At 33.4% G+C, this 16,741-nt stretch carries 17 protein-coding genes, 1 riboswitch and 2 other annotated features; of the genes, 4 read left to right on the forward strand and 13 right to left on the reverse strand.

Features of this window, described 5'->3' with window-relative positions:
• Positions 1–207: 207 nt before the first annotated feature.
• The 3 genes from ABH957_RS18255 to ABH957_RS18265 form a co-directional block, all read right to left on the reverse strand.
• Entirely contained in the window at positions 208–1,239 is a 1,032-nt protein-coding gene (locus ABH957_RS18255; RefSeq protein ID WP_113937840.1) for an alpha/beta fold hydrolase, read from the reverse strand.
• A 232-nt stretch (positions 1,240–1,471) separates the two neighbouring features.
• Positions 1,472–3,355 carry an ABC transporter permease gene (locus ABH957_RS18260; RefSeq protein ID WP_404511948.1) on the reverse strand — a complete coding sequence of 628 codons (1,884 nt, stop codon included), beginning with the start codon at positions 3,353–3,355 and terminating at the stop codon, positions 1,472–1,474.
• Positions 3,356–3,367: 12 nt separating this feature from the next.
• Positions 3,368–4,135 carry an ABC transporter ATP-binding protein gene (locus ABH957_RS18265; protein ID WP_404442817.1) on the reverse strand — a complete coding sequence of 256 codons (768 nt, stop codon included), beginning with the start codon at positions 4,133–4,135 and terminating at the stop codon, positions 3,368–3,370.
• 389 nt (positions 4,136–4,524) lie between these two features.
• On the opposite strand from ABH957_RS18265, the gene ABH957_RS18270 reads away from it, so the two are divergent.
• Positions 4,525–5,007, forward strand: coding sequence for a DUF2975 domain-containing protein (locus ABH957_RS18270; protein ID WP_002127302.1), 483 nt, complete (start codon positions 4,525–4,527; stop codon positions 5,005–5,007).
• Between the two features lie 10 nt (positions 5,008–5,017).
• A complete protein-coding gene (locus ABH957_RS18275) occupies positions 5,018–5,236 on the forward strand; it encodes a helix-turn-helix domain-containing protein (protein ID WP_404511950.1) in 219 nt (72 codons plus the stop codon).
• Positions 5,237–5,401: 165 nt separating this feature from the next.
• Here the strand turns inward: ABH957_RS18275 and thrS are convergent, their stop codons facing one another.
• From thrS to ABH957_RS18310, 6 genes are all read right to left on the reverse strand, one after another.
• Positions 5,402–7,321 (reverse strand): threonine--tRNA ligase, encoded by a 1,920-nt coding sequence (gene thrS / locus ABH957_RS18280; protein ID WP_404455157.1) that lies wholly within the window; start codon positions 7,319–7,321, stop codon positions 5,402–5,404.
• 44 nt (positions 7,322–7,365) lie between these two features.
• Positions 7,366–7,588: a binding site (T-box leader), on the reverse strand.
• A 37-nt stretch (positions 7,589–7,625) separates the two neighbouring features.
• Positions 7,626–7,850 (reverse strand) — a binding site (T-box leader).
• Positions 7,851–7,969: 119 nt separating this feature from the next.
• On the reverse strand, positions 7,970–8,677 hold the full coding sequence (locus ABH957_RS18285; protein WP_002141694.1) for a pseudouridine synthase: 708 nt from the start codon (positions 8,675–8,677) through the stop codon (positions 7,970–7,972).
• A 444-nt stretch (positions 8,678–9,121) separates the two neighbouring features.
• Positions 9,122–9,487 (reverse strand): VOC family protein, encoded by a 366-nt coding sequence (locus ABH957_RS18295; RefSeq protein ID WP_002031902.1) that lies wholly within the window; start codon positions 9,485–9,487, stop codon positions 9,122–9,124.
• Between the two features lie 99 nt (positions 9,488–9,586).
• Positions 9,587–10,216 (reverse strand): DUF4937 domain-containing protein, encoded by a 630-nt coding sequence (locus ABH957_RS18300; RefSeq protein ID WP_404455152.1) that lies wholly within the window; start codon positions 10,214–10,216, stop codon positions 9,587–9,589.
• A gap of 24 nt (positions 10,217–10,240) precedes the next feature.
• Complete coding sequence (locus ABH957_RS18305; protein ID WP_078178853.1) at positions 10,241–10,498, reverse strand: PhzF family phenazine biosynthesis protein; 258 nt, start codon at positions 10,496–10,498, stop codon at positions 10,241–10,243.
• Between the two features lie 156 nt (positions 10,499–10,654).
• Positions 10,655–11,473, reverse strand: a complete 819-nt coding sequence (locus ABH957_RS18310) for a hypothetical protein (protein WP_033709062.1) — start codon at positions 11,471–11,473, stop codon at positions 10,655–10,657.
• 435 nt (positions 11,474–11,908) lie between these two features.
• Positions 11,909–12,028, forward strand: a riboswitch (glycine riboswitch).
• A gap of 107 nt (positions 12,029–12,135) precedes the next feature.
• Between ABH957_RS18310 and ABH957_RS18315 the strand changes: the two genes are divergently transcribed.
• A complete protein-coding gene (locus ABH957_RS18315) occupies positions 12,136–13,503 on the forward strand; it encodes an alanine/glycine:cation symporter family protein (protein ID WP_002012784.1) in 1,368 nt (455 codons plus the stop codon).
• 49 nt (positions 13,504–13,552) lie between these two features.
• Here the strand turns inward: ABH957_RS18315 and ABH957_RS18320 are convergent, their stop codons facing one another.
• Entirely contained in the window at positions 13,553–14,083 is a 531-nt protein-coding gene (locus ABH957_RS18320) for a DinB family protein (RefSeq protein WP_404455148.1), read from the reverse strand.
• 14 nt (positions 14,084–14,097) lie between these two features.
• Positions 14,098–14,865, reverse strand: a complete 768-nt coding sequence (locus ABH957_RS18325; protein ID WP_404442835.1) for a DUF3891 family protein — start codon at positions 14,863–14,865, stop codon at positions 14,098–14,100.
• Between the two features lie 204 nt (positions 14,866–15,069).
• Between ABH957_RS18325 and ABH957_RS18330 the strand changes: the two genes are divergently transcribed.
• Positions 15,070–15,342 (forward strand): HU family DNA-binding protein, encoded by a 273-nt coding sequence (locus tag ABH957_RS18330; protein ID WP_002012780.1) that lies wholly within the window; start codon positions 15,070–15,072, stop codon positions 15,340–15,342.
• A 50-nt stretch (positions 15,343–15,392) separates the two neighbouring features.
• On the opposite strand, the gene ABH957_RS18335 is transcribed toward ABH957_RS18330, so the two are convergent.
• Complete coding sequence (locus ABH957_RS18335) at positions 15,393–15,935, reverse strand: cold-shock protein (RefSeq protein ID WP_113937833.1); 543 nt, start codon at positions 15,933–15,935, stop codon at positions 15,393–15,395.
• Positions 15,936–15,971: 36 nt separating this feature from the next.
• Positions 15,972–16,721, reverse strand: coding sequence for a 4'-phosphopantetheinyl transferase Sfp (gene sfp / locus ABH957_RS18340; protein ID WP_404455144.1), 750 nt, complete (start codon positions 16,719–16,721; stop codon positions 15,972–15,974).
• Positions 16,722–16,741 lie beyond the last annotated feature (20 nt).

The following is a 16,741-nucleotide window of genomic DNA, read 5'->3' on the forward strand; positions in this document are numbered from 1 at the left end:
TTTAAACGAATATTCAGAAACTAAAACTATGTATAGTACCTATATCTTTTAATAAAATAACTCCTCTCTCGACAAAACATATCGATTCTCGTCATTTCTCTGAAGTTGTATTATATCTTTCGACTATTATCCAACATTTTCCTTCTTGATCGATTATATACTATAAAAAAGCACTTATTTTTAAAATAAGTGCTTTTTTATTTAATTTCATTTTACGAATGTATCACACAACCACTCATAAAACTTTTCCTTCTCTTCAAATTGAGGGTAATGTGCTGAGTTTTCAAAAGCTATAAATTCTTTTTGATTCGCTTCAATCCTATCAAAATACTGTTTAGCTGCATGAAATGAAGTATTATAGTCATATTTACCCATAAGAAAATAAAGCGGTAACTTCAGTTTAGTTACTTTAGTAGGTAATGGATTCTTTAAGTCTTTTTCTAATAAGACAGTTTGAGAGTGTGATAATCCAACGTTATAACGAATTACATCCAACAAGTTATATTCATTACTGAATAACATCCCCATGTTATCACCATCTGGATTTTCAATGAGTCTTGATGTTCCACCATATTTCGCAACATAATTTCGCGGGGTATATGTATCACCATTTTTAATTTTTTCAGTTAACCCTTTTAAATGTGAAACCTCATCCGCATTCCCAGCATTTTGTGCCTGTTCAATAACGTAGTTTAAACTATCCATCTCACTTTCTACTGTATCGCTCATCTGTCCAATGCCAATATATGCTTCATATTTTTCAGGAGCTTTGTTGGCAGCCTGTATTCCAATATATGTACCATAAGAATGGCCTATTAAAATTACTTTTTCTTTGCCTAGACGTTTTGAAACGTAATCCGTCATAGCTAATAAATCCTCCACGAGTAGATCTGATGAAAGGTTAGAATAGTCTTCAAAGAAATGATACGATTTTCCACTTGCTCTTTGATCGTAATTGACAACCGTGAATTTCTCTTCCAATAAGTCTTGGTATTTTTGAGCATATGGTATTTCCGAAGAACCTGGTCCACCATGTACAAAGATAATAACTGGATTACTCTTATCTTTGCCGCGTATCATAATTTCATGACCAGTTCCATTTATCTCTACTTGTTCTAATGTACTTATACTGTTTTTGACCCTTATTTGTGAGGTCCATGTAGGAAATACCAACGCTATGATTAGTAATAGTATAGTAATGACTCCGATAAGTTTTATTAATTTTTTTATCTTCCTCATACAACGTTTCCTTTCCTTTAAATTTATAAAAATATCAATTCCATCTAAATTTGTTTGTACATTATTAGTCTCCCATACACTTCTTAACTTTCCACTACATAAACCCTTAACATTTCCTTAATTTTCTATATATTCATTACAGAAAGACTTGAAAACATCTCGCATACACGTATTTATGTATCACAAACACAGAAAAAGCCCTTGTTTTCATAACAAGGACTCAATTGTTTTCCTATTTCGCTATCTTTTCTTTCGGCATTACCATACCTTTATAAAGTTGGACAGTAATCCAATAATAAATGAAATAAATTACTATGAAGATTCCTATTGGCATCCACACTTTTACAAATGGGTCAACTAATATGAAGCTGAATAAGTTAAGCCCTACTAACACGTGGGAAATTCCAATAATTGCTGGGAAGATAAATAAATATGAGATTTCTTTATATATACTTTTTGTTAACATACTACGTCTTACACCGATTTTCCGTAACATTTCATAACGGCGTACATCACGAGAAGCTCCTGTTAATATTTTGAACATAAGAGAACTCGCCATCATTGCTAAAAACGCAATTCCAAGGAAAAATCCCATAAACATTGTTCCGCTCATGAAACTGTTCATAAATTGATAAATTGTCATTTTCGTAAATAAGTCTACTTTTGTACCTGTTGTTTTTTCAATTTGTTCTTTTTGCCTCTTATCAATTTCTGTCAATAACGGTTTATATTTTTTCATATCATCTACTTTTGCTAATGTTACAGTATGTTCTGTTCCTTGAATTCCTTTGTAATGCTCTTCATCTGCAATTCTTACCGGTTTTCCGTTAAACTGATTATGTGTAATTTGTATCTCTCTTACAACCGCATCTTCCCAATCTTTTGGCATACGAGGAAGCTTATTGGCTACTTCAGGAGCTTCCAAAGCAGAATAGACAGGTTCAGTTAAAGGTGCAGCCACATGTTTACGAGCAGGTTCTTTTAAAGTCTTTGTATCAAAATGATCTGAAATAAGTGGTGGTTTTTCAGTTAAGTCGTTACGTAAATAATAAACCGCTTCTCCATCTACTTTATACTTATACTTGCTTTCTTCAACAATTTCCATTTCTTTTAATGCCGCTTTATCTTGTTCATTTGGATTATGAATTACGACATCATATACACGTGAGAAGTCTGTCATAATGCCTACATTCTTTTGAAACGCCATACCTGCTGTCATCGCACCTGCACCTAATGCAATTAACATCGCTACAGTGCCTAGTACTCTCGATAAACTAGTTACTCGAAAACGTAACTGTGCATAAGTAAAACTATTTAATCCCGTTTCATTTCGTTTTTTATTTCCCTTAATTTTCATTACAAAAAGTGGGAGCAACGAGCTAAAAATGAAATACGTTCCTACTGTCGTAACAATTGTCGCTATTATAAATCCTAGTTCAGCAAACATTTTTATATTCACCATAAAATAATATCCTGTACTTACTAGCAATACACCTAGTACTGTCATAATAACAGTGCGAATCTTACTTTTCTTCACCTCATCTTGCGTTTCATCTTCACGTATTAACTCTAATTCTGTTTTACGTAATAATCGGAAACTATTCATTAAACCAGTAATGAAAAATAATATTAAGAAGAAAATAGATGTAACTAATATAGCTGGTGTGTACACAGATGCGTAATTACCTTTTGCTGAAATTTCCATTCCATTCATTAAAAAATTTCCTGCTACACTAGCAAGTACTATTCCTACTAAAATACCGATAATAATACTGACAATACCCATACCAAAAGTCTCAATAAATAATAATTGCGCTACTTTTTTCTTTTTCGCTCCAAGCATCATGTACATACCGAGTTCTTTTCTTCTTAATGTAAGTAAAAAAGAATTGGCATATATGATGTAAAAAACTGTAATGAAAGAAAGCAATATTGCACCAACCCAGAAGACGAGCCTAATACTACTAATGAGACTATTATCTTTTGTAAATTCACTATTCATCGCCATCGTTTGGAACATGTAAAAAATACTAATACTAATGACTAGACCAATAAGTAACACCATATAATCCTTTAACATTTTTTTCATACTATGACGTGATAATTTGAATAACACAGTCTCGCCTCCTTACTTCGACTCAGTTGCTGAGCCCATTTGGGCAAGCACACCTAAAATATCTTGATAGAAATTTTCTCGTGTTCCTTGACGATTTAACTCTTTATAAAGAAGTCCATCCTGAATAAATAAAATACGTTCACAATAACTTGCACTAAATGCATCGTGTGTTACCATCAAAATACTTACATTGTGATTTTCATGTAAATCTTGCATCGCTTCTAATAAACTTTTTGCATTTTTACTATCAAGTGCTCCTGTCGGTTCATCTGCTAATACGATTGCCGGATTATGTACTAAAGCTCGTGCTGCCGCTGTTCTTTGCTTTTGTCCACCAGAAACAGCAGTCGGATATTTTGTTAAAATTTCAGTAATCCCTAATTTCGTCGCAACCCCATTTACTTTTCCAGTAATCTCACTTGACGGTACGCCTTGCAGGGAAAGTGGTAAAGCGATATTTTCATAAATTGATAAATTTTCTAGTAGATTAAAGTCTTGAAAAATAAATCCTAGTTTTTGAGAACGAAAATCTGATAATGCATTCCCCTTCATAGAAGTAATATTTGTGCCAGCTATTGTTACACTACCACCTGTCGCTTGATCAAGTGTACTAATCACATTTAATAATGTCGTTTTACCAGATCCAGAAGGACCCATAATCCCTACAAACTCTCCTTCTTTAATACTTAATGAAACACCCCTTAATGCTTTTGACTGATTCTCATTTCTTTTCCCATACGTTTTTTCTACACTTTCTACAGTAACTACATTTGTTGACATCTCTTTCACTCCATCCCTTTTGTATAGTATAAATTTCCCATATATTTCTTATATTTTTCTCATAAAAATTCTTAAGAATTTTTAAATTTTCCAAATGCAGATTGAGATACATAAGAAATACAAACGATTTCTCTGCTTAATATTCTCACTTTTCTAAAATCCTTTCATTCGATTTCCCTTACATTTACCTTACATTTTTGTAAGGTTAAAAAAAACAAACCACTTCATAAGAGCATTTCTTTGGAATGAGAAATGCTTTTTATTGTTATCAAAATTTAAAAGATATTTCAATAAAAATAATAACACAATAAAAAACAATACATTTTTATTGCAAAACGATAAATCGCATGATAAAATCATGTTGTTATTACATAAGTGAGGTGCTTTTTATGAAACAAGTTACGACACTCTTTTTAAAGCTAGCTATTATTTTTATAGGATTCCCAGTTCTTGCATTGTGCATATTTTTGGTGCCTAAGATTGGGAATTTCGCTGGAGAATTGTATCCAGATATTGCTTATATGAAATCTCTCGTTTTAATCGATATGTACGCGGCAGCGATACCTTTTTACTTTGCTCTGTATCAAGCTTTTAAACTTTTAAGCTATATTGATAAGAACCAAGCGTTCTCGGAATTATCGGTAAAGGCTTTAAAGAATATAAAATACTGTGCCATCACGATCAGTACCTTGTACTTGCTAGGTATGCCACTCTACTATCTCATGGCGAAAAAAATTGATCCTCCAAGTTTCATACCAATCGGATTGACCATCATTTTCGCCTCTATGGTGATTGCCGTTTTTGCTGCTGTTCTCCAAAGGCTTTTACAAGAAGCTATTAATATAAAATCAGAAAATGATTTAACAGTCTGAGGTGGAGAATATGACAATTATTATTAATATTGATGTGATGTTAGCAAAACGAAAAATGAGCGTAACGGAGCTTTCGGAGAGGGTTGGGATTACGATGGCGAATCTTTCCATTCTGAAAAATGGGAAAGCAAAAGCGGTTCGTTTTTCAACATTGGAAGCGATATGTAAGACTTTAGATTGTCAACTAGGTGATATTTTGGAGTACAAAAGCGACGAATACACTCAATAAAAACAAATAACAACTTTCTTCAACCAATGGGATTAGATTGTGAAATTAAGATGAAGGGATAGCAATTAAGCTATCCCTTCTCTGCGTTTATTATTGTTATTTAATATATCTTTAATTACTTTAACTTCAGTATTACATATTAATGGTGTGTTTTATTATCAATCTCTATTTCCTATTTTTAATTTCCTCTTTCATACTTTCCACAAACGCATCTAGTTCAACAACTTCTGACTTCTCTTCACCATATTTCCGTACATTTACAGCTTCGCTTTCCATTTCCTTATCCCCAATAACAAGAACATACGGAACTTTTTGCATTTGCGCTTCTCTAATTTTATATCCTAACTTTTCATCTCGTATATCTCGTTCGACACGAATTCCGGCTTGTGCTAATTTATCTGCAATCCTATTTACATATTGTTCATGCACTGCATTTGAAACTGGAATTACTTTCACTTGAACTGGTGCTACCCATGCCGGGAACGCGCCTCCAAAGTGCTCAATTAATATCGCTAAGAATCGGTCTAACGAGCCTAAAACTGCCCTGTGAATGACAACTGGTCTTCTCTTTTCATTCTTCTCATCTATATAATTTAAATCGAATTTCTCTGGCATTTGGAAATCGAGCTGGATTGTTCCGCACTGATGACTTCTATTTAAAGCATCTTTAATATGGAAATCAATTTTCGGTCCATAAAATGCGCCGTCACCTTCATTTAGTCTATATTTATAATTCAATGAATGTAATACATTTTCTAATGCCGCTTCTGCTTGCTCCCACAATTTATCATCACCCATTGAATCTTCTGGACGAGTAGAAAGCTCTACTTCATACTGGAATCCAAAAGTTTTATATACGTAATCAATTTGCGCCATTACTGATTTAATTTCATCTTCAATTTGTTCTGGAGTTACAAATAAATGAGCATCATCTTGGCAGAAAGTACGAACTCTTAATAATCCGTTTAAAGCGCCACTAAATTCATGTCGATGCACTTGACCGAACTCACACATACGAATCGGTAACTCACGATAAGAATGTAATTTATTTTTAAACATAAGCATATGGCCTGGGCAATTCATCGGTTTTAACGCAAAACTTTTATGATCTACTTCTGAGAAATACATATTGTCTTTGTAATGTCCCCAGTGTCCTGATTTCTCCCATAATTCTTGATTCATCATAAATGGAGTACGCACTTCTTGATAATTGTACTCATTTTGAATTTCTCTTAAAAATGCTTCTAATTCATTGCGAATAATCTGTCCTTTTGGCAAGTAAAAGGGCATTCCCGGAGCCTCTTCCGAAAACATAAACAATTCAAGTTCACTACCTAATTTCCGATGATTTCTCTTCGCAGCCTCTTCAACAAAATGCAAATAATTTTCTAATTCTTTTTGTGAAGCAAATGCAACGCCATATATACGCTGAAGCACTTGATTGTTACTATCGCCTCGCCAATATGCACCAGAAACATGAGTTAATTGAAATGCTTTCAAATAACCAGTAGATGGCAAATGTGGTCCTCTACATAAATCTACAAATTCACCTTGTTTATAAAGTGTTACACTCTCATCATTAGGAATTGCTTCTAAAAGCTCTAATTTCAAACTATCATTCATTTCTTGAAACAGTTTTTTTGCTTCTTCTCGAGAGATTTCAACTCGTTCTATCTTTACATTTTCATTTATAATATTTTTCATTTCTTTTTCGATTTCCGGTAAATCTTCAACATTTACACTACTTGCAAGATCCATATCATAATAAAATCCATTTTCAATAACTGGCCCTACTCCAAGCTTCACATCACCATAAATTCTTTTCACAGCTTGCGCTAATATATGTGCCGCAGAGTGTCTTGCAATTTTTACCCCTTCATCTGAATCCATAGTAATGATTTCTACTTTCGCACTTTCTTCAATGTTTCGTCTTAAATCAAAAGACTGCTCATTAACTTTTCCTGCGACTGCTTTCTTTTTTAAACTACTACTAATCAAACCAGCAATTTCTTCCAAAGTAATACCTTTCACAAATTCTTTAACGCTACCATCTGGAAATTTAATTTCAATCATCTGTTCTTTCATTTTTCATCTCTCCATTTCATAATAAAAAGCACACTCATCCCTAAAATAGGGACGAGTGTGCTTTTACCCGTGGTTCCACCCAGATTCCCATCGCAAACATGCAATGGCTTCTTTTACGGTAACGTCGTTTACACGGCACTAGATACTTGATTTCCCCAGTGCAGCTCTAAGGTGGTAAGTTATTTTTCTGCGTTAGGAAGTTCTCAGCTTTTCTTCCTTCTCTGTATAACCGTTTAAAATAACTCGTGTCCTTTTCTTCGCTTATTATGAAATTAAATATAAAAAAGCATATTCATCCCTAGTAAATAGGGACGAATATGCTTATATTCGTGGTTCCACCCAGATTCCCATCACAAAAAACATAATGGCTTCTTTTGCGGGTAACGTCGCTTACACGGCACTAGATACTTGATTTCCCCAGTGCAGCTCTAAGGTGGTAAGTTATTTTTCTGCGTTAGGAAGTTCTCAGCTTTTCTTCCTTCTCTGTATAACCGTTTAAAATAACTCGTGTCCTTTTCTTTGCTTTTGTAAAAAATCCATTTATTGTTATTTAATATATCCTATTCATTTTATTTTTACAAGTGTTAAAAATATTTTTTTTATTCAAAAAAAGAAACCAAAAACATTTTTGGTTTCCCCTTCTCTTTTTTACCAATCTTGTGGTTCGTAATTTAAGTCTGAAAATAGGCGTTTTTTCTCTTTTTTCGATAAATCTCTCCACTGTCCAACCGGTAAATTATTCAATTCAATATTCATAATTCTCGTACGTTTTAACGTATATACTTGATAACCTAGAGCTTCACACATACGACGAATTTGACGATTTAGCCCCTGTGTTAAAATAATTTCAAACTCATATTTTGATAACTGTGTTACTTCACAAGGAAGTGTTTTTGTATCTAAAATTTTAACACCTGCTGCCATTTTCTCTAAAAACTCCGGTGTAATCGGCTTATCTACTGAAACGATATATTCTTTCTCATGTTTGTTTTCAGCACGTAAAATCTCATTAACGATATCGCCATCATTCGTTAACAAAATTAAACCGTCTGAGTCTTTGTCGAGACGTCCGATGTGATTAATTCGTAAAGGATGATTCACTAAATCGATAATGTTACCTTTTACGGCCTTTTCACTTGTACATGTAATACCTACTGGTTTATTTAAAGCGATATACACATGGTCTCGAGCAATACGAAGTTGCTCTCCATTTACTCGTACGTCATCACCTGGATTTACTTGGTCACCAATTTTTGCAACCTTACCGTTAATAATTACTTTTCTCTCGTTAATTAACTTATCTGCTCCACGTCGAGACGCTTTTCCAGCTTCACTAATAAATTTATTGATACGCAAGTTAGGCACATCCTTTTCATAAAAAATTTCAAGCTCACACTGCTTCTACCGTACAATACAAAAGGGTAAGCATCCTATTATAACTTAAATATATTAACATGAAAGGGTATATGACGTCTTCACTTAATTACATGTTTACACGAAAATAATTGGTCCTCTTTTCCTTTTCACCTCAAACTGTTTAGCAGTCAATAGATTAACCCTTGAATATAACATCATTTATTTACTTTTTTCATAGATAATATACCGATATAAGTTTGATTAATCATGCCTAAATAACTCACAATATGTGAAAAATAAAAAAGAACCCTTTTGAAAATAATCAAAATGGATCCTTCTTCAACTAAACGAATACTAGTTTTTATACAAAAGTGTTCAATAATTATAATCTTTGATAGAAAACATCGTTCAACAAACAAAATAATCTCGAACTCCCCTAATTTTTTACGCTTCACTATTTTCTTCACATACTCCAAAAAGAAGCCCTTGATTATCTATACAATAAGCAAAGTAACCCATATTAGGAATAGCAGTTTTAGGTACAACTACTTGTCCACCATTTTCAATAACTTTATTTATGTACTCATCAACTGAAGGTACTTCAATCGAATTAGTTGTCCTAGTAGCACCATCAGGTGATTTCATTAATCCACCATCGATACCAGGTCTATCACTCTCACCTGTAATTATGAACCAATAGTCATGTGGCCCAGGCATTTTTTCAAACTTCCATCCAAAACTATTTGTATAAAATTGAATAGCTTCTTCAGGGTTTGGGACTTGCAATTCAAATCTTAAAACTCTACTCATTTAAATATCTCCCCTCTTATTCTTGTACAAAGTAATTGTACAAGAACTAATGTTCTGTATCGAATTTTTCGAAACTAGCTACTTTAATAAGTTCTAACTTTATTTAGAAGCGGCAACAGACCATTCTTCCTCCCGAATAACTCTATTCCCATTTATATTTTCAACATACTCATTTACATTTGCCAACTGATATAACTCTGGGAAAATTTCTTTCATATAGAGTTCATGTGCTATTTCATCTTGCCAATACGTTAATACTATGTAACGATTTTCAGTCTTTAAAGACTTCCCAACAACTCCACCTAACATTCCTTTTGCATTTTCCATTCCTTTATTCCAAATTGTTTCTTGCGTATGTAAAAAATACTTTTCTTTTCCTTCTTTCACATCGCAAATTGCAACTCTTACAAATGATCCTTGTGCAGTTACGTCTTTCAAAGGAGTTTCTGTTATATCATACAACGTTTGAAACATTTCAATATTACAGGAAATATATGTGCCTTCTTGATTACTATTTAAAAAAATTGTATCATGAGCATCATTCATGAATGATTGATATGCATTTCTATCTTCCCATAAAGTATATACACACGCTTCCCCTTCATTCCACCCACCAAATTGTCCATAGAATCCGTCTAAATACTGTAAATCACGCCATTTTTCTTGCGCATCAGAAAACAATTCCCTTTTCTCTTCTTCCACCTTGCAAAATATTGTTTTTAATAGCATTTCTAATCCCCCTTATGATAAGGTTCATTTCCCACTTGCAATACTTTCTATTTTTCCACCAACGCAAACATTAATTTTACTCTCAATCACCTCTGCTTCTATATGTATTAGAGAATGGCGATTTATCTCATCCCCTTGTCCAACATGCATATTTATCTTTTTCGTTCCAAGATAACGATATTTTATAAGATACGCCGCTAAACATCCATTTGAGCTTCCTGTTGCCACATCCTCTGTGATTCCATAATAATCTGCAAAATCACGGACATTAAGATCATTGATTTCCCAACTAGAAAATCCCTAATTTTCCATAAATAACGCAAGTTGATTACCTGAATACTTGCCTTGCGAGAATACATCCACAATGTAAAAATCCCAATATCTCTCCTCTCTTCTATTCTTCAACACAATCTGTTTACATAATGAAATTATAGTTTATTAAATTTGTATATTTTTCAAAGAATCCTCTGCTTTTTCTATCAACCAATCACCAAACGTATCTAAAAATGATAAGATTTCTTCTATATCTTTTATCGGTTCAATTACATATTGTAGTGCTTTCCTCATATTTTTTTCTTGTTCGGGAAAATGCTTACTAAATAACTCATATGCTGGATATAAGTCCCTGGAATACAGCCCTTCTCTATCAATTGTTAATGCTAGACCTGCCCTGACTACAATCTTCATGATCCAACGACAACAATCCTCTATATCATCCACGTCCTTATTATGAATTAACTCTTCGTGTGTTTGTTCAATTTGTTTCCGCAAATGAATGAGATGTTCATACGCTATCTCCTGACTTACTTTATATTTAGGTAAATATAATTTTACGTCTTCACCTAATATACATACACTATGTGTCTGAATCATAAATCCTATAAAAGAAAAATCCTCTGAGTTTATTACTTCTTTTTCACTATAAAAACTTAACTCCACTCCTGATATACAATTAAACTGCTGTGTAATTTGGACTTCTAGCTCCTTTCTCCAGCTTAAGTCAATTACTTGAGGATTCTTTCGAACTAATATAATCATATCTACATCTGCAACCCCTTCTATCCCAATCCCTCTTGGAATAGAACCCCTTATATAAACACTGTGCAAATCATCCCGCAAAAATTGACAACAAGTATCCTTTATTTCTTGTATTACCTCCAAAAACACAGGCTGAATTTTATTAAAATGTGCATCGTTTATAATAAATCCTTCATCATCCACAGGACAAAAACGCCCTATTTTTTTTATTCTTGGCAATTTATCAACTCATTTCCCTATAAAATATTGGTTTATTCCACACATACAACAATTATAATTCAAATAATTCAGAATTGAAAATTTGAAAGTAAGACATAAATAATCCTACATTGTTACGTCCTATCTCTTTTATCACCATTCATTTTTCGAATATATAATAAGTAATCTCTCCTGAGATCATAAAATAGAAGATAAATTAGGAATACCAAAAAAATAAGTTTATTTACTATTTCAAAATAAAAAATGATTGCATTTCACTAATTGTATATCTATAATGTTTTTATTGATTCTATACAGAATCAATGCGTTTAAGTTTTTAATTTTATAATTCGGATGAACCATTCAGGAGAAGGTCTATTGATCTACCGACGGGGCAAAAAGTTGCTGAACCAACTTTGAAACTCTCAGGTCTTGTTTACAAGTAGAACTGCATGGGGACGAATCTCTGGAGAGACTCCCTCTCGCTTAATATAGCGCGGAGGAAAACGAGCACCGAAGGAGCAAATCCGCTAATCTAGCGGATAATCTCTCAGGTAAAAGGACAGAGACAAGCGAAAGAAAATGCCGATTTGTATCGGTTTATTTTTCTATCCCTTGTTTCTCCAGAGACCATTTCATTTCCTTGAAGTGGTTTTTATTTTTTCTAAAAAAGGAGAATACAGATGGAGACAGTAAGTAAAGTATTAGAACAAATTAATCAGTATGTGTGGGGGTTACCAACTTTGTTGCTACTTGTTGGAACTGGTATCATTCTCACAGTGCGCTTAAAAGGTTTACAATTTAGTAAACTAATATACGCTCACAAACTAGCTTTTAAAAAATCAGAGGATACATCATCTTCTGGAGATATTAGTCACTTCCAAGCACTGATGACAGCTATGGCTGCAACGATTGGTATGGGAAATATAGCAGGTGTCGCAACTGCTGTGACAATCGGTGGACCCGGCGCAATCTTTTGGATGTGGATTACTGCTTTATTTGGAATGGCAACAAAGTATGCCGAAGCAATCCTTGCGGTGAAATACCGTGTTAGTAATGAAAATGGTGAATACTCCGGTGGACCAATGTATTATTTAGAACGTGGTTTAGGGAAAAAATGGCTGGCTGTTTTATTCGCTATATTCGGCACAGCTGCTTCTTTCGGTATCGGTAATATGGTTCAATCTAATTCAGTTGCAGAGGCAATGCGAATCAATTTTTCTTTCCCTCCTGCATTAACTGGTATACTCATGTCATTCTTAATCGCTATCGTTATTTTGGGCGGTGTAAAAAAGATTGGTAGAGTTACTGGATATATCGTTCCTATTAAAGCATTCTTTTATATAATCGCTGGCCTTATTATTATTTTCTATCACTTTGATCAAATTCCAGAAGCATTTTCACTTATTTTTTCTGGTGCATTTCAAGGTACTGCAGCTGCTGGTGGTTTTATCGGAGCAACAGTTGCATCTGCAATTCAAATAGGAATGGCACGTGGTGTATTTGCTAACGAGGCTGGTTTAGGAAGTGCTCCTATTGCTGCGGCTGCTGCCAAAACAGATTCACCTGCAAAACAAGCTTTAGTTTCTATGACTGGTACTTTTCTAGATACATTTATTGTATGTACAATTACGGGGCTAGTATTAATTACTACAGGCGCATGGAAATCAGGTAAAACTGGTGTTGAAGCTACAACATTAGCATTCCAATCCGTATTCGGTACTGCTGGTAGTATGATTCTCGGTATCGCCATTATATTATTCGCCTACTCTACTATTTTAGGTTGGTCGTATTACGGAGAGAAGTGTGTAGCTTATTTATTCGGACAAGGTGCTGTACGATATTATAAAGCAATCTTTATCGTTATGATTGCAATAGGTGCTAATTTAAAGCTAGGTGTCGTATGGACATTTGCCGATATAGCAAATGGACTTATGGCGATTCCAAACTTAATTGGTCTAATCGGATTAAGTGGTATTGTTGTCGCTGAAACGAATCGCTTTTTACAAGCAGAGAAATTGAAAGAAAGTCATAAAAAACAGGCAAGTTAATCACTAAAAAAAAGAATGGCTCATTTATAATAAGCCATTCCTTTTTTCTCTATTTCAATTCCTTTCCCTCCTGAACCATATGTAAATAAAGTACAAAATCCATCATTGTAGATGAATAACCAAGTTGACGGATCATTGCTGTTATATTCCCTCTATGATATGTACCATGATTTACGACGTGTTGCACTAACTCTAAAATGGAAGTGTCTAATGCACCTGCATATGGGTTCTCAATAACAAATACAGTATTTACGTCTTGTATTGTACTTAAAAATTCTTTATATTGATTTACCATGTTTTCAAACATTTTTTCTAATTCATGTAACGATTTAGTTTCGATTTGTTTTCGTAATTTTTCTCGATCTTGTACTACTTCACTCATACTTTTACCATGCAATATGTGTAACCACACTTGATCTGTAATATAAATATGTACAAAAGTATCCTTAATTGATGGGAATACACTCTGTATCTGTTCATTAAAAATTGTCTCATAGTTTGGTAACTCTTTTAGTCGGTTGAATAATCGTGTATTAGCCCAAGCATGGTAATCAAACTGTTTTAACATGTAATCTTTCAATCTAAATCTCCTCCTTATTGTATGAAACGAATGTTTTGCTTCTTCATTTCCGATTCTCTATCAGCTTTTACAATCCCTTTTTCTTTAACTTCATGTTTATTTATAGTTTTATATTTTACATACGTATGAAATTCCGTTTTAAATGGAAACGATGTTATTTGAATTGTTTCTTCATCCACCCATTCAGCTTGAATAGGCTTCTCCCCCTTACTATTAAACATTTCTGTTCCTTCAAAACCCTCTTTAAATAAATTAATTTCATCTTTCTTTTTTACACCAGGTTTATTCATACATACATATAAAGAAAGTTCATCACAAAACTTTAATAATCTATAATGTTTATCAAACATCGCATATTGTTCTTTTGTTAACGTTTTCAAAATTCTTTTTTGTCGTTCCAATTCATGTTTATAAAAAGACATCATCTCTTCATCTTCCTCATTTAATGAAAATGATAAAAAGTGCTTACTACAAAGTAGCGCCCCGTATGGATTTGACTCTTCAATTGCATTCAAACCAATCGTATAAAAAACAAAGCGTAATGAACTTGGACAATCCATAAATGTATATGGAATATTTTTAGCATCATTCAAAATTGGTACTTTATCAAGCTCTATCCATCCTCTATCATGCTCATATATAGCATCAATTGTCTCTTTTAAGTATATTTTATCTTCAAAAAAATCTTCTATTATATGTCTTGCAATTTCACCAGCTAAAAAACCATGATCATGTTGACGAATTAATATACTTTCTTTCTCATTCTTTTCACGAAAAATCATCCGTATATTCCCCCTCATCCTCATATTACAGCTTGTTGTATGCATCAATTCTTAATTAATCCCTAATTATTAGCAGGGATTCAGTTTCTTTCAACGAAATTAACATAAATATACAGCATTCTTTCTAATCACAAAGTTAGCTTTATCTTTACTAACCATTATACTAAAACATTCATTCTAAAAATTTTTTTATGAGGTGAAAACATGAACAAAACAGAATTAGTTAAAAATGTAGCACAATCAGCTGATATTTCTCAAAAGGATGCTTCTGCAGCTGTACAATCCGTATTTGACACAATTGCTAATGCATTACAATCTGGCGATAAAGTGCAACTAATCGGCTTTGGAACTTTTGAAGTGCGTGAAAGATCTGCTCGTACAGGGCGTAATCCGCAAACTGGAGAAGAAATTCAGATTGCTGCTGGTAAAGTTCCAGCATTTAAAGCAGGAAAAGAATTAAAAGAAGCTGTTAAATAAACAAGAAACCAGCCATTTTATAGGCTGGTTTCTTGTTTATTGTTTATTTCTTATTTAAGCAGTTCCTTTATATTCTCTGCATGATACACTTCACAAATATAAAATACACATTTGCAGTTACTTACAATTTGATATTTTCTAGTTGGATAAACATTCGCCGCAACAGAACATCCATCAAACAATTCGATAATATTTCCAGATGGCTGATATCCTTCATATAATACGTTTCTTCTTACTTCCATCTTTTCTATAAGGTTTTCAACAGGAATATTTCCACTCTCTAATTCACTCTTTATTGTATCCGGTAAAAACGAAGTGTCTGCAAAAATTAGATTTTCAGATAACACCTTACCTTTATAACTAACATTAGATACGCGATAAAGAAATGTTCCGTTTTTATCAAAGAAATTCTTTGCTTCTTTCGGAATGTATTGTCTATTAAGCGCTTCCTGTTCAAGTACATCAAACTGAACTGTATCTTTTACAAGTTTTTCTAAAGCTAGAATAGATGACGTATTTCTAGAAAACAACATATCTTTAATTGCCTGTACATTATAAGTTAATTCAGTTTTTCTATTTTCCGCTACTAACATGAGGAACACCTCTTCTATAAGAAATTTTATTAAAAATTAACGATGATTTAATAGCAATCCCGCGTCTAACTGCGTGATTTCAATCACTTCTTTACTGAATATTGCAATTGCAGCCATATAACCCACACTTGGCCTTACATCTTCCATCATTGTATTTTCTGCTAACTCTTGTCTATCTTTAAAAATCAACAATTTTGGAGGGTCATTTGGAGCTGATACTGTAATTTCTACCGGTGGAATCAATAGTCCTTCACCTGTCGCTTTCAGCACTGCTTCTTTTCGAGTCCAATATGTTAAAAATCCTTCTAGTCGCTGCTCATCAGGTAACTTCATAACTTGTGCTATTTCAATGTCTGTTAATACGCCCTCTGCCATTTTCATAACATCTACATTTGGATTCATTTGCTCAACATCAACACCCACAGGTGCAGATTTAGTAAATGCAACAACAACCCACTCACCCGAATGTGAGACTGATATTTGCGGCATACCTTCTGGTAACTGTGGTCTGCCATGTTGTAATTTACATACTGGGCACATTCGATTAATTGGCACTTGAACTGGCGACATAGAAAGTACCTTTCCAAGTACTAATCTACTAATTACGCAACCTATTATAAAACGCGCACGGTCTGCCGAATGATGATATGAATTTGCTTTCTCTCGCTCTACATCATTTAGTAAATTGTTATGCCATAATTGTAAATCTGAAATTCTTGCCCACCATATTTGACAACTATTCTCATTAAGAGTTGGTACAGAATCTACAACTTTACTCTCTATCATGTAAACTCTCTCCTTTTAAA

The sequence above is a fragment of the Bacillus sp. RC242 genome (assembly GCF_044908245.1).
In the GTDB taxonomy this organism is placed as follows: Bacteria; Bacillota; Bacilli; order Bacillales; family Bacillaceae_G; genus Bacillus_A; species Bacillus_A mycoides.

Coding starts and splice junctions, on each gene's coding strand:
- ABH957_RS18255 (WP_113937840.1), bottom strand. CDS start 1,239: ATGAGGAAGATAAAAAAATTAATAAAACTTATCGGAGTCATTACTATA.
- ABH957_RS18265 (WP_404442817.1), bottom strand. CDS start 4,135: ATGTCAACAAATGTAGTTACTGTAGAAAGTGTAGAAAAAACGTATGGG.
- ABH957_RS18270 (WP_002127302.1), top strand. CDS start 4,525: ATGAAACAAGTTACGACACTCTTTTTAAAGCTAGCTATTATTTTTATA.
- ABH957_RS18275 (WP_404511950.1), top strand. CDS start 5,018: ATGACAATTATTATTAATATTGATGTGATGTTAGCAAAACGAAAAATG.
- thrS (WP_404455157.1), bottom strand. CDS start 7,321: ATGAAAGAACAGATGATTGAAATTAAATTTCCAGATGGTAGCGTTAAA.
- ABH957_RS18295 (WP_002031902.1), bottom strand. CDS start 9,487: ATGAGTAGAGTTTTAAGATTTGAATTGCAAGTCCCAAACCCTGAAGAA.
- ABH957_RS18300 (WP_404455152.1), bottom strand. CDS start 10,216: ATGCTATTAAAAACAATATTTTGCAAGGTGGAAGAAGAGAAAAGGGAA.
- ABH957_RS18315 (WP_002012784.1), top strand. CDS start 12,136: ATGGAGACAGTAAGTAAAGTATTAGAACAAATTAATCAGTATGTGTGG.
- ABH957_RS18325 (WP_404442835.1), bottom strand. CDS start 14,865: ATGATTTTTCGTGAAAAGAATGAGAAAGAAAGTATATTAATTCGTCAA.
- ABH957_RS18330 (WP_002012780.1), top strand. CDS start 15,070: ATGAACAAAACAGAATTAGTTAAAAATGTAGCACAATCAGCTGATATT.
- ABH957_RS18335 (WP_113937833.1), bottom strand. CDS start 15,935: ATGTTAGTAGCGGAAAATAGAAAAACTGAATTAACTTATAATGTACAG.
- sfp (WP_404455144.1), bottom strand. CDS start 16,721: ATGATAGAGAGTAAAGTTGTAGATTCTGTACCAACTCTTAATGAGAAT.